At 70.5% G+C, this 12345-nt stretch carries 14 protein-coding genes; 2 read left to right on the forward strand and 12 right to left on the reverse strand.

What is annotated here, in order from left to right; all coding sequences use genetic code 11:
* Positions 1–94 precede the first annotated feature (94 nt).
* From kdpC to FHS38_RS28965, 7 genes are all read right to left on the reverse strand, one after another.
* Entirely contained in the window at positions 95–742 is a 648-nt protein-coding gene (gene kdpC / locus FHS38_RS28935) for a potassium-transporting ATPase subunit KdpC (protein ID WP_184738521.1), read from the reverse strand.
* 7 nt (positions 743–749) lie between these two features.
* Complete coding sequence (gene kdpB / locus FHS38_RS28940) at positions 750–2858, reverse strand: potassium-transporting ATPase subunit KdpB (RefSeq protein ID WP_184738523.1); 2109 nt, start codon at positions 2856–2858, stop codon at positions 750–752.
* Entirely contained in the window at positions 2855–4546 is a 1692-nt protein-coding gene (gene kdpA, locus FHS38_RS28945) for a potassium-transporting ATPase subunit KdpA (RefSeq protein ID WP_184738525.1), read from the reverse strand. The genes kdpB and kdpA overlap by 4 nt, the downstream gene beginning before the upstream one ends.
* 8 nt (positions 4547–4554) lie before the next feature.
* On the reverse strand, positions 4555–4644 hold the full coding sequence (kdpF, locus tag FHS38_RS28950; RefSeq protein ID WP_130881776.1) for a K(+)-transporting ATPase subunit F: 90 nt from the start codon (positions 4642–4644) through the stop codon (positions 4555–4557).
* 302 nt (positions 4645–4946) lie between these two features.
* On the reverse strand, positions 4947–5726 hold the full coding sequence (locus FHS38_RS28955) for a DUF3710 domain-containing protein (protein ID WP_184738527.1): 780 nt from the start codon (positions 5724–5726) through the stop codon (positions 4947–4949).
* Between the two features lies 1 nt (position 5727).
* Positions 5728–6225: a dUTP diphosphatase gene (gene dut / locus FHS38_RS28960; RefSeq protein ID WP_184738529.1), complete on the reverse strand. Its 498-nt coding sequence runs from the start codon at positions 6223–6225 to the stop codon at positions 5728–5730.
* Positions 6225–6809, reverse strand: coding sequence for a PaaI family thioesterase (locus FHS38_RS28965; RefSeq protein ID WP_184738531.1), 585 nt, complete (start codon positions 6807–6809; stop codon positions 6225–6227). The genes dut and FHS38_RS28965 overlap by 1 nt, the downstream gene beginning before the upstream one ends.
* A 59-nt stretch (positions 6810–6868) precedes the next feature.
* On the opposite strand from FHS38_RS28965, the gene FHS38_RS28970 reads away from it, so the two are divergent.
* Complete coding sequence (locus FHS38_RS28970; RefSeq protein ID WP_184738533.1) at positions 6869–7312, forward strand: DUF3093 domain-containing protein; 444 nt, start codon at positions 6869–6871, stop codon at positions 7310–7312.
* A 98-nt stretch (positions 7313–7410) separates the two neighbouring features.
* Here the strand turns inward: FHS38_RS28970 and FHS38_RS28975 are convergent, their stop codons facing one another.
* The 4 genes from FHS38_RS28975 to FHS38_RS28990 all read right to left on the reverse strand — a co-directional run bounded on the left by FHS38_RS28975 (position 7411) and on the right by FHS38_RS28990 (position 10872).
* Positions 7411–8241 (reverse strand): hypothetical protein, encoded by an 831-nt coding sequence (locus FHS38_RS28975; RefSeq protein ID WP_184738535.1) that lies wholly within the window; start codon positions 8239–8241, stop codon positions 7411–7413.
* A 14-nt stretch (positions 8242–8255) separates the two neighbouring features.
* Positions 8256–8552: a DUF4193 domain-containing protein gene (locus tag FHS38_RS28980; protein ID WP_130881781.1), complete on the reverse strand. Its 297-nt coding sequence runs from the start codon at positions 8550–8552 to the stop codon at positions 8256–8258.
* Between the two features lie 397 nt (positions 8553–8949).
* On the reverse strand, positions 8950–10212 hold the full coding sequence (locus FHS38_RS28985; protein ID WP_184738537.1) for a sensor histidine kinase: 1263 nt from the start codon (positions 10210–10212) through the stop codon (positions 8950–8952).
* A 6-nt stretch (positions 10213–10218) separates the two neighbouring features.
* Positions 10219–10872, reverse strand: a complete 654-nt coding sequence (locus FHS38_RS28990; RefSeq protein WP_184738539.1) for a response regulator transcription factor — start codon at positions 10870–10872, stop codon at positions 10219–10221.
* Positions 10873–11182: 310 nt separating this feature from the next.
* On the opposite strand from FHS38_RS28990, the gene FHS38_RS28995 reads away from it, so the two are divergent.
* Positions 11183–11350: a hypothetical protein gene (locus tag FHS38_RS28995; RefSeq protein ID WP_165451696.1), complete on the forward strand. Its 168-nt coding sequence runs from the start codon at positions 11183–11185 to the stop codon at positions 11348–11350.
* Between the two features lie 130 nt (positions 11351–11480).
* Here the strand turns inward: FHS38_RS28995 and FHS38_RS29000 are convergent, their stop codons facing one another.
* Positions 11481–12293, reverse strand: coding sequence for an inositol monophosphatase family protein (locus FHS38_RS29000; protein ID WP_184738541.1), 813 nt, complete (start codon positions 12291–12293; stop codon positions 11481–11483).
* Positions 12294–12345 lie beyond the last annotated feature (52 nt).

Here is a 12345-nt window from a genome sequence, read left to right on the forward strand (position 1 = left end):
ACAGGGGAATTCACGAGGTGTGACGATCAGTCGGAACGGCCGGCGGCCGGGGCGAGCGCCCCGGCCGTCGGCCGTGTTCCGTACTGCCGCCGCGTCAGCTCTTGGCGAGCTCCCGCAGAGCGATGTTGAGCTTGAGTACGTTGACGCGCTCGTTGCCCATGAACCCCAGGACGCGGCCGTCCGTGTGGTCCTCCACGAGCTTCCGGACCGCGGCCGCCGGCAGGCCGTTGGCCTTGGCGACGCGCTCGGCCTGGAGGCGGGCGTACTCCGGGGAGATGTCCGGGTCGAGGCCGGAGGCGGAGGCGGTGAGGGCGTCCACCGGGACCGACGACGGGGAGACGCCGTTGAAGGCGGCGACGTCCGCGCGGCGCTGCTCGACGCTGGTCAGCAGGACCTTGCTGTCGGCGGCGAGGTTGGAGGCGCCGGACACCACGATCTTGTACTGGGTGTTCTCGGTGTTCGCACCGGCCGCCGAGGCGCGCGGCTGGAAGAACTTGGGGTCGGGCAGCGGGTTGCCGTCCTTGCCCTTCTTGTCGAGGTCGTAGCGCTGGCCGAGCCGCTCGGAGCCGACGGACCTGCCGTCGGCCTTCACCTCGGAGCCGTTGGCCTTGTCGTGGAAAGCGGCCTGGGCCACGCCGGTGACGACCAGCGGGTAAATGACGCCGCAGACCAGCGTGAGGACGAGCAGGGCCCGCAGGCCCGCCCCCACCACGCGGAACGTACTGCTTACGGAATTGTTCATGGTGACGTCACCCGATGCCAGGGATGAGGGAGATGAGCAGGTCGATGATCTTGATGCCGATGAAGGGCGCGATCAGCCCGCCCAGCCCGTAGACGGTGAGGTTGCGCCGGAGCATGCTGTCCGCGCTCATCGGCCGGTAGCGCACGCCCTTGAGGGCGAGCGGCACCAGCGCCACGATGACCAGCGCGTTGAAGACGACCGCCGAGAGGATCGCGGACTCGGGCGAGGCCAGGCCCATGATGTTGAGCTTGTCCAGGCCCGGGTAGACCACCGCGAACATCGCCGGGATGATGGCGAAGTACTTCGCGACGTCGTTGGCGATCGAGAAGGTGGTGAGCGCGCCCCGGGTGATCAGGAGCTGCTTGCCGATCTCGACGATCTCGATCAGCTTGGTCGGGTTGGAGTCCAGGTCCACCATGTTCCCGGCCTCCTTGGCGGCCGAGGTACCGGTGTTCATGGCCACGCCGACATCGGCCTGGGCCAGCGCGGGGGCGTCGTTGGTGCCGTCGCCCGTCATCGCGACGAGCTTGCCGCCCGCCTGCTCGCGCTTGATGAGGGCCATCTTGTCCTCGGGGGTGGCTTCGGCGAGGAAGTCGTCCACGCCCGCCTCCTCGGCGATGGCCTTGGCCGTCAGCGGGTTGTCACCCGTGATCATGACGGTCTTGATGCCCATGCGGCGCAGCTCGTCGAACCGCTCCCGCATGCCCTCCTTGACGACGTCCTTGAGGTGGATGACACCGAGGACGCGGGCCCCCTTGTCGTCCTCGAGCGCGACGAGCAGCGGCGTGCCGCCCGCCTGGGAGATCTCCTCGGTGAGCTTCTGGGTGTCCTCGGCGACCCGGCCGCCGCGCTCCTCGACCCAGGCGACGACCGAACCGGTCGCGCCCTTGCGGACCTTCCTGCCGTCCACGTCGACGCCCGACATCCGGGTCTGGGCCGTGAACGGCACCCACTCGGCTCCGACGAGCTCGCCCTCGTGCCGTTCGCGCAGGCCGTACTTCTCCTTGGCGAGGACGACGATCGAACGGCCTTCCGGCGTCTCGTCGGCGAGCGACGAGAGCTGGGCGGCATCGGCCACCTCGGCGGCCGTGGTGCCCTTGACCGGGACGAACTCGGCGGCCTGGCGGTTGCCGTAGGTGATGGTGCCGGTCTTGTCGAGCAGCAGCGTGGAGATGTCGCCGGCCGCCTCGACCGCGCGCCCCGACATCGCCAGCACGTTGCGCTGGACGAGGCGGTCCATGCCCGCGATGCCGATCGCGGAGAGCAGCGCGCCGATGGTGGTCGGGATCAGACAGACCACCAGGGCCGCGAGCACGATCATCGACTGCTCGGCGCCCGCGTAGATCGCGAAGGGCTGGAGGGTGACGACGGCGAGCAGGAAGACGATGGTGAGCGAGGCGAGCAGGATGTTGAGCGCGATCTCGTTCGGCGTCTTCTGCCGGGCGGCGCCCTCGACCAGGTTGATCATCCGGTCGATGAAGGTCTCGCCCGGCTTCGTCATGATCTTGACGACGATGCGGTCGGACAGCACCTTCGTACCGCCGGTGACCGCGGACCGGTCACCGCCGGACTCGCGGATGACCGGCGCCGACTCGCCCGTGATGGCGGACTCGTCGACGCTCGCGACGCCCTCGACCACGTCACCGTCGCCGGGGATGATGTCGCCGGCCTCGCAGACGACCAGGTCGCCCACGCGCAGCTCGGTGCCGGGCACCGACTCCTCGACGCCGCCGTTCAGCCGACGGGCGACCGTGTCGGTCTTGGCCTTGCGCAGCGTGTCGGCCTGGGCCTTGCCACGGCCCTCGGCGACGGCCTCGGCGAGGTTGGCGAACAGGACGGTCAGCCACAGCCAGACGGTGATCGCCCAGCCGAACCAGTCGCCCGGGTCCTTGACCGCAAGCAGGGTGGTGACCACCGAGCCGATCAGGACGACGAACATGACGGGCGACTTGACCATCACCCGCGGGTCGAGCTTGCGGAACGCGTCGGGCAGCGACTTGACCAGCTGCGCCGGGTCGAAGAGGCCACCGGAGACGCGCCCGTGCTCCTCGGAACCCGGGGAGTTGCTCTCCTCGGTCTCTCCGGGGGCGGTACGTACGGGGGTGGTCGTGCTCATGAGAGTCCCTCCGCCATCGGGCCAAGGGCCAGTGCCGGGAAGTAGGTCAAGCCGGTGATGATGAGGATCGCGCCGACGAGCAGCCCGGCGAAGAGCGGCTTCTCGGTGCGCAGGGTGCCCGCGGTCTCGGGCACCGGCTTCTGCTCGGCGAGCGAGCCCGCGAGCGCCAGGACGAACACCATCGGCAGGAAGCGGCCGAGCAGCATGGCGAGGCCGATCGTGGTGTTGTACCAGGGGGTGTTGGCGTTCAGGCCGCCGAACGCGGAGCCGTTGTTGTTGGCGCCGGAGGTGAAGGCGTAGAGGACCTCGGAGAAGCCGTGCGCCCCGCTGCCGTCCACCGAGTTGGCCGCGGTGTTCAGCATGGACTCCGGCGGCCCGGACAGCGCCATGGACAGGGCGGTGAAGCCGAGCACGAGCGTCGGGGTGATGAGGATGTAGCACGCGGCGAGCTTGATCTCGCGGGTGCCGATCTTCTTGCCGAGGTACTCGGGCGTACGGCCGACCATCAGACCGGCGATGAACACCGCGATGATCGCCATGACGAGCATGCCGTAGAGGCCGGAGCCGACGCCGCCGGGCGCGATCTCGCCGAGCATCATGCCGAGCAGCGTGATGCCGCCGCCGAAGCCGGTGAACGAGGAGTGGAAGGAGTCCACCGCGCCGGTCGAGGTCAGGGTGGTGGCCACCCCGAAGATCGCGGAGGCGCCGACGCCGAAGCGCTGCTCCTTGCCTTCCATCGCGCCGCCGGCCGCTTCGAGCGCGGCGCCGTGGCCTGCGAACTCGGTCCACATCATCAGGGCGGTGAAGCCGAGCCAGATGACACCCATCGTGGCGAGGATCGCGTAGCCCTGCTTCACGTTGCCGACGAGCTTGCCGAAGGTCCGGGTCAGTGCGAACGGGATGACCAGGATCAGGAAGATCTCGAAGAGGTTGGTGAAGGCGTTCGGGTTCTCGAACGGGTGGGAGGAGTTGGCGTTGAAGTAGCCGCCGCCGTTGGTGCCCAGCTCCTTGATGACCTCCTGCGAGGCCACGGCTCCACCGTTGACCTGCTGGGTGCCGCCGGTCAGCCGGCCGATCTCGTGGATGCCCGCGAAGTTCTGGATCGCGCCGCACGCGACGAGCACCAGCGCGCCGACCACGGAGATCGGTATCAGGACGCGGACGGTGCCGCGCACCAGGTCGGCCCAGAAGTTGCCCAGCTCGCCGGTGCGGGAGCGGGCGAAGCCGCGGACGAGCGCGACGGCGACGGCGATGCCGACGGCCGCGGAGACGAAGTTCTGCACGGCGAGGCCGAGCGTCTGGACGGCGTGGCCCATGGCCTGCTCGCCGGAGTACGACTGCCAGTTGGTGTTGGCGACGAACGAGGCGGCGGTGTTGAAGGCCTGGTCCGGGCTGATCGCGGTGAAGCCGAGCGAGACCGAATCCGGCAGGATCCCCTGAATCCGCTGGAGCAGATAAAGGAAGAGCACGCCGACGAAGGAAAAGGCCAGGACGCCGCGGAGATAGGCGGGCCAGCGCATTTCGGCGTCGGGGTCGGCGCCGATCGAGCGGTAGATCCACTTTTCGACGCGCAGATGCTTCTCGGAGCTGTAGACGCGGGCCATGTAATCGCCCAGCGGGCGGTAGACCAGTGCCAGCGCCGCGACGAGGGCGGTGAGCTGGAGGACTCCGGAGAGAACGGGGCTCATATCTGTGCTCAGAACCTCTCCGGGAAAACGAGGGCGAGGATCAGGTAGCCCAGCAGGGCGACGGCCACGACCAGACCGACGACGTTCTCGATGGTCACAGCTTCGTCACCCCCTTGGCGACGAGAGCCACCAGCGCGAAGACCGCGATCGTGGTGACGACGAAGGCCACGTCGGCCATCGTGTGCTCCTAGAGGGTTCGGATATGAACGGACCTCTGAAGGAAACCTCTCTTGTCGACCCGCGTGCGGTCCGTTGACGCCTCCCTTACGGCCATTAGCGCGCCCTTGACGAGATTCATACGCGCGCGGCGCGGACCTGCGAAAACGCCGCTGGGCCGCAACCCCGGAAAGGGGTTGCGGCCCAGCGGAACGACTTGATCCAGCCGCTTGACGAGCGTTTTTCAGCGGATCTCGGAGATCTCCGGACCGCGCTGGAGGCGGTCCACGCCGCCCGCGAAGCGCGAGCTCTCGGGCTCCTCCTGCTGCAGGCCCTCGGCCACCATCTGCGCGTCGTCCGGCAGGTTCAGCACGATCGGGTCGCGCGGCGCCATCGGGGAGTCGCCGCGCACGACGACGGTGTCGAGGAAGATCTGCTCCAGCAGCCCGGCGGTCTGCGGCTGCACCGCGCCCTGGCCGGAGATCACCCCGCGCAGGAACCAGCGCGGTCCGTCGCAGCCGACGAAGCGCACCAGCTGTACGCCGTTGGTCCCGTCCGGCAGGGTCACCGGCACCTGGGCCCGCAGCTCCCAGCCGAGCGGCCCCTGCACCTCGTCCACGACACCGCCCTGCTGGGTGATGCCGCCGGCGATCTCGTCCCGTACCTCGTGCCAGATGCCCTCGCGCTTGGGGGCGGCGAAGGCCTGCAGCTGCACGGCGCTGTCGCGCAGCACCACGGTCGCGGCGACGATCGCGTCACCGGCGACCTCGACCCGCAGCTCCATGCCCTCGACCCCGGGCACGAACAGTCCGCCCAGGTCCACCCGGCCCTCGCCGGGCTCCCGGACCTCTGCGATGTCCCACGGCCCGTCGGGGCGCGGCTCCGGCTCCAGCCGGACCCGGGTCTCGGCCGCGGTGTCCTGTGCGGACTCGTCGGCGAGGGAGTCCTCAGCCGACTCCTCGGAGGTCACACCGTCGACCTGGTCGACGGCGTCCTCGCTCTGCTTGCGGCGACGACCGAACACGTCACTGTCCTTCCCGGTCGCGGGCGACCGAAGCGAATCCATTCCCCACGGCAGCGTGGCCACCGGTGGACCCGAAGCCCCCTTCGGCCCGCGCCGAGCCGGGAAGCTCCGCCACCTCGTGGAAGCGGACCTTCTCGACCTGCTGGACAACCAATTGGGCGATGCGGTCGAACCGCTCGAACCGCACACTCTCGCGCGGGTCCAGATTGACCACAATCACCTTGATCTCTCCACGGTACCCGGCATCGATGGTCCCCGGGGCATTGACCATGGAGACCCCGCACCGGGCAGCGAGTCCCGAACGCGGGTGCACGAAGGCGGCGTACCCGTCCGGCAGTGCGATGGAAACCCCGGTGGGGAGCACCATCCGCTCGCCGGGGGCCAGCACCGCGGCCTCGGTGGTGACGAGATCACAGCCGGCGTCGCCGGGGTGGCCGTAGGCGGGAATCGGCACCTCCGGGTCCACTCGGCGGATCAACACGTCAAGGGGACTGCGCATCACGGGTTCACCTCGAAAGCTCGCGCGACCTTCACCTGGTCGGGGTCGGCCAGAGCGGCCTTGATCTCGGCCGGGCGGCCGTTCTCGATGAAGTGGTCGATCTTGACCTCGACGAACATCGCGTCCGCGCGCACCGCGACGGGCCCCTCGGGGCCGCCGATCCGGCCGGTGGCCGTGCAGTAGATCTTGCGGCCGTGCACCGCGAGCACCTCGGCGTCCAGATGCAGCACCGTGTCCACGGGGACGGGGCGGACGAAGTCCGTCTCCAGCCGGCCGGTCACCGCGATCACCCGCAGCAGCCAGCCCAGCGCGCCCAGCGTCTCGTCCAGCGCCGTGGCCAGCACTCCGCCGTGCGCGAGACCGGGTGCGCCCTGGTGGGCCTCCTTGACCCGGAACTCGGCCGTGACCCGCACGCCCTCGCCGGCCCGTGCCTCGAGGTGCAGGCCGTGCGGCACCGAAGGGCCGCAGCCGAAGCAGTACTCGTAGTGCGACCCGATGATCTCTCCGGGCGCGGGGGCGTCGGGGTGCCGCACCGGCGGCCCGGCGTCGTCCGGGGGCGTCAGCGCTGTCGTTCTTCCACTCACAGGGGCTGACCTTACCCGCGCCGGGGGCACCCGGTCCCGGCCGTGCCAAGCTTGGGCTTATGCAGCCTTACGAAGAACGCCTGACCGCGCCCCGTTCCTGGTGGTTCATCGCGGTTCTCGTCGGGATCGCCATGGCACTGATCCTGCTGCCGCTGGGCACGCTGCCGCTGGTGTGCGGTCTGGTCGGCGGCAGCGCGCTGGCCGCCGTCGCGGTCAGCTCCTACGGGTCCGCGCGGATCCGGGTGGTCGGCGGCGCGCTGGTCGCGGGCGACGCCCGGATCCCCGTCGAGGCGCTGGGGGTGCCGGAGGTGCTGGACGCGGAGGAGGCCCGTGCCTGGCGGACGCACAAGGCCGACACCCGCGCCTTCATGCTGCTGCGCGGCTACGTCCGCACCGCGGTGCGGATCGAGGTCGTCGACCCGGCCGACCCCACCCCGTACGTCTATCTCTCCACCCGCTCCCCCGAGCGCCTGGCCGCCGCCCTCACCGCCGTACGGGCCTGAGACCCGCAGCGGGCCCGCCGGGACGGTCCCACGACCGCCCCGGAAGGGCCCCAGGGGCCCGGCTGACGGGCGAAGGGCGACTCGACGGCCCGAGGGGGTCACCCCGTCCCCGGATGCTCCTGGGCGGGCGGCAGGCCGGTTCGGCCGGCGTCGGGCAGCGCGTCCCAGGGAACCTGCTTGCTGCGCAGGTCCTTCCGCACCTTCTCGGCGAGCCTCTTGGTGTCGCGGCGGTTCATCGCCGCGCCGACGGCCGCGCCGATCATGAAGGGCGTGAGGTTCGGCAGATTGCGGAACGTGCGCTTGAGGACCTGCTGGCGCAGCTCGCGCCTCAGCTGGCCGCCGAGGGCCGCGTTGAGGGTCATGGGGGAGGTCACGTCGATGCCGCGCTCCTCGGCCCAGGCGCCCAGATAGGCCGTCGCCCGCTGGCGCAGGCTTCCCGGTGCCCGGAGCCCGTAGACCTCGTGGAGCTCGGCGATGAGCTTGAACTCCACGGCGGCGACGCCGACGATCTCGGTCGCCAGCTCGGCGGGCATGGCGGGCGGCACCGGCAGCATCGCCGCCGCGCCGACGCCGGCGCCCACGGTGGACGTGCCGTACGCGGCACCGGCCACCAGCTTGTCGGCGAGCTGCTCCGGGCCGAGGCCCGGGAACTGCTCGCGCAGGGTCGCGAGGTCGCGCACCGGGATGCGCGGGGCGTTCGCGATGATCCGTTCGGTGACGGCGGTCAGACCCGCCCTCACCCCCCGGCCGCCCTTCTTGGCCCCACGGCCGACCGCGGCCGCGAGCGAGGCCGTGCGGCCCCGCTCCACGCTCGCGTCGACCGCTTCGCCGGATGCGGGTGCATCCTGCCGCGCGACGCCCTCGGCCGGCCCGGTGGTCAATTCGGGCTGCCGGGAGCGTCGCTTCCGGAACGGGGTCGAGCCTGCCATGGCAGACCCGGTCCTCAGTCGCAGTCGCGGCAGATCGGCTGGCCGTCCTTCTCGCGGGCCAGCTGACTGCGGTGGTGCACGAGGAAGCAGCTCATGCACGTGAACTCGTCGGCCTGCCGGGGCAGGACCCGGACGGACAGTTCCTCATTGGAAAGGTCCGCGCCGGGCAGCTCCATGCCCTCGGCGGACTCGAACTCGTCGACGTCGACCGTCGACGCGGACTTGTCGTTCCGCCGGGACTTGAGTTCCTCGATGCTGTCCTCGTTGACGTCATCGTCGGTCTTGCGTGGGGTGTCGTAGTCCGTTGCCATGTCGCTCTCCCCCTCTGGGTGTCTGCGGTGTCTCCAGCGCACGTAACGCGTGAGAGGCCGGACTTGTGCCCGACCTGAGGCGGAGATTTTGCCTCACATCAAGGTCTGTTACTCAATCGACACCCAACCGCACACCTGAAGAGGTGATGGGGATGGATGGCGAACGGGACCGTACACGGTCCGGACGACGCATGCGGATGCGCCATCACCTGTACTTCCCGTGATCAGGACCCCCGGAAACCCCCATTTTTCCGGCGTTCCGGCAGCCTGATCGATCACGGAGAGTAGATGGCCGGAAGTTTGCGCATGTGATCGATCACACATACCGACAGCGATGGCCGGAACGTGAAAATTCCGCCCAAAGCGAACCTTCGGCCGCCCTATTCTCGCAGAGTTCTCAGGTCGGCAGGACAACCCTCATGATCAACCCGCCTCCCTCTCTGGGTTCGGCCGTGATCCGCCCGCCGTGCGCCCGGGCGACCGAGCGCACGATCGACAGACCGAGGCCCACGCCCTTGTCGCTGCCCGTGCGCTCCGTGCGCAGCCGCCGGAACGGCTCGAAGATGTTGTCCACCTCGTACGCCGGGACGATCGGCCCCGTGTTCTCCACGACCAGCAGCGCCTGGCCCGGCAGGGACCGCGTGGTGACCTCGACCCAGCCGTCGGGGGTGTTGTAGCGCACGGCGTTCTGCACGAGGTTCAGCGCGATCCGCTCCAGGAGCACGCCGTTGCCCTGCACGACCGCGGGCTCCCGGGTCCCCCGCAGCTCCACGCCCTTGCCCTGCGCCTCGGCACGGGCCTGGTCGAGGGCCTGGGAGGCCACCTCGGCGAGATCCACGGGCTTGCGGTCCACGATCTCGTTGTCACTGCGGGCGAGCAGCAGCAGGCCCTCCACGAGCTGCTCGCTGCGCTCGTTGGTGGCGAGCAGGGTCTTGCCGAGCTGCTGCAGCTCGGGCGAGGCGCCGGGGTCGGAGAGATGGACCTCCAGCAGCGTCCGGTTGATCGCCAACGGGGTGCGCAGCTCGTGCGAGGCGTTGGCCACGAACCGCTGCTGCGCGGTGAAGGCCCGCTCCAGCCGGTCCAGCATCTCGTCGAAGGTGTCCGAAAGCTCCTTCAGCTCGTCGTCCGGCCCACCCAGTTCGATGCGCCGGGACAGGTCCGTCCCCGCGACGCGGCGGGCGGTGCGGGTCATCTTGCCGAGCGGCGAGAGGACCCGGCCGGCCATGGCGTAGCCGAAGGCGAAGGCGATGACGGCGAGACCGAGGAGGGCGAGCAGGGAGCGGCGCAGAAGGCCTTCCAGGGCCCCCTGGCGCTGGTGGCCCATGCAGGTGCTGAGGATGTCGTTGGCCTGGCCGGGGGTGAGGCCGGGGGCCTTGAGCTCGGGGCAGGCGCCGCTGGTCACCTCGACCTTGCTGCCCTCGATCAGCTTGATCAACGGCTCGCTGCCGACGCTCAAGGCATTGGCCGCCAGCAGATAGATGATCGTCAGCAGCAGGACGCCGGCCATCAGGAACATCCCGCCGTAGAGCAGGGTGAGCCTTATCCGGATGGTCGGGCGCAGCCAGGGGAACGGCCTGACGACCGGCTGGCGGGGGTCCCAGGTGGGCTTCGGCGGCGTGGGAGGGGTCGCCGGTGGTGCGGGGGTGGCAGGAGTGGGCATAGGGCGTCAGATCCGGTATCCGGAGCCGGGCACGGTGACGATGACGGCGGGCTCGCCGAGCTTGCGGCGCAGCGTCATGACCGTGACCCGGACGACGTTGGTGAACGGGTCGGTGTTCTCGTCCCAGGCCTTCTCCAGGAGCTGCTCGGCCGAGACCACCGCGCCCTCGCTGCGCATCAGCACCTCCAGCACCGCGAACTCCTTCGGCGCCAGCTGCACCTCCCGGCCGTCGCGGAAGACCTCGCGGCGGTTGGGGTCCAGCTTGATGCCGGCACGCTCCAGGACGGGCGGCAGGGCCACGGTGGTGCGGCGGCCCAGCGCCCGTACACGCGCGGTCAGCTCGCTGAACGCGAAGGGCTTGGGCAGATAGTCGTCCGCGCCGATCTCCAGGCCCTCCACGCGGTCGCTGACGTCGCCGGAGGCGGTGAGCATCAGGACGCGGGTGGGCATGCCGAGCTCGACGACCTTGCGGCAGACGTCGTCGCCGTGGACGAGCGGGAGGTCCCGGTCGAGCACGATGACGTCGTAGTCGTTGACGGCGATGCGCTCCAGAGCGGCGGCTCCGTCGTACACGACGTCGACGGCCATGGCCTCCCGGCGCAGTCCGGTGGCGACGGCATCGGCGAGCAGCTGCTCGTCCTCGACGACGAGTACGCGCACGGCGCTGTTCCTTTCCTTGGGCCCTGTGGGCAGGTGTGAGTCCCCTGACGGGTGCGCCGTCCATCCTGCCTCGAACGTCGATAAACCGGCCGTAAGGGGGGTCCGGATGGCCGGAACGACGGGGATTCCGGATTCCTTGAAGTTCACAGGTTTCCGCTTGGATCGCGGTGGGGAAGACGTCTGCACACCCGCGATCACGCTTTGTGGCGGCACGTCACGACCGGCCGCCACCCGCAGGGACACCGCACGTGATCGTTTCGCCGTCGGCACACCCCCGTGCCATCGACCCACGACGAGAGGGCGCCGCACCATGGACGCGTTCACCGCTGGCATCCTGCAGCGCATAGAGAACACCCGGACCGACCTCGACCAGGCCCGCCGGACCGGCGACGAGTTCCTCGCCGAGGTGGAGCAGGCCGAGCTGGACGACCTGCACCGCCTGGCCGCCGAGCACGGCGTCGAGGTCACCGCCGCGTGAGCCCTTCGGGCTGAACCCCCACGGCCGAGCGCCCCGCTGCCATGTATGGCGGCGGGGCGTTCGTCGTGTCCGGCGCTTGAGGACACCGCCGCGCAGCGGTGGTGCGCCCCCCATGGACCCGCCCGGAGGGCTAGTCGTGCCAGGCGCCCAGCTCTTCCAGGCGGGCCTGGAGCGGCTCGAAGAGGCCCTGTGGGGCCGCCACGGTGAGTTCCGTGGACACCGGGTCGCCGGGGCGGCCGCCCGTCACCGCGCCCGCCTCGCGGGCGATCAGCGCGCCCGCCGCGTAGTCCCAGGGGTTGAGCCCGCGCTCGTAGTACCCGTCCAGCCGGCCGCAGGCCACGTCGCACAGGTCGATCGCCGCCGATCCCCCGCGCCGGATGTCCCGGACCTCCGGCAGGAGGGACCGCAGGACCTCCGCCTGGGCGGCCCGCCGGGCCGTGAGGTAGCCGAAGCCGGTGCCGATCAGTGCCTGGTCGGGGGCCGGCGCCGGGCGCACCCGCAGGCGGCGGTCGCCGGCGAACGCCCCCTCGCCGAGCACCGCCCGGTACGTCTCGCCGCGCATCGGGGCGGCGACGACGCCGACGGCCGCCTCGCCGTCGATCTCGGCGGCGATGGACACGGCCCACGACGGCAGCCCGTACAGATAGTTCACCGTGCCGTCGAGCGGATCGATGACCCATCGCACCCCGCTGGTGCCGTCGCTGCTGGCGCCCTCCTCGCCCAGCACCCCGTCGTACGGGCGCCGGTCCGCGAGGAAGCCGGTGATCAGCTTCTCGGAGGCGATGTCCATCTCGGTGACGACGTCGATGGAGCTGGTCTTGGTCGCGGCCACCCCGAGATCGGCCGGGCGGCCGTCCCGCAGCAGCGCGGCGGCGCGGTCGGCGGCCTCCAGGGCCACGGCCAGGAGTTCGGCCTTCAGCGGGGCGTTGGACACGTCGTTCACGGTGCTCCTCGGTGCGTCTTTCCTCTGCGTACGGGACTTACGCGTAGGGGAC

Origin of the sequence: Streptomyces netropsis (assembly GCF_014203545.1) — a bacterium.
Lineage (GTDB): Bacteria > Actinomycetota > Actinomycetes > Streptomycetales > Streptomycetaceae > Streptomyces > Streptomyces netropsis.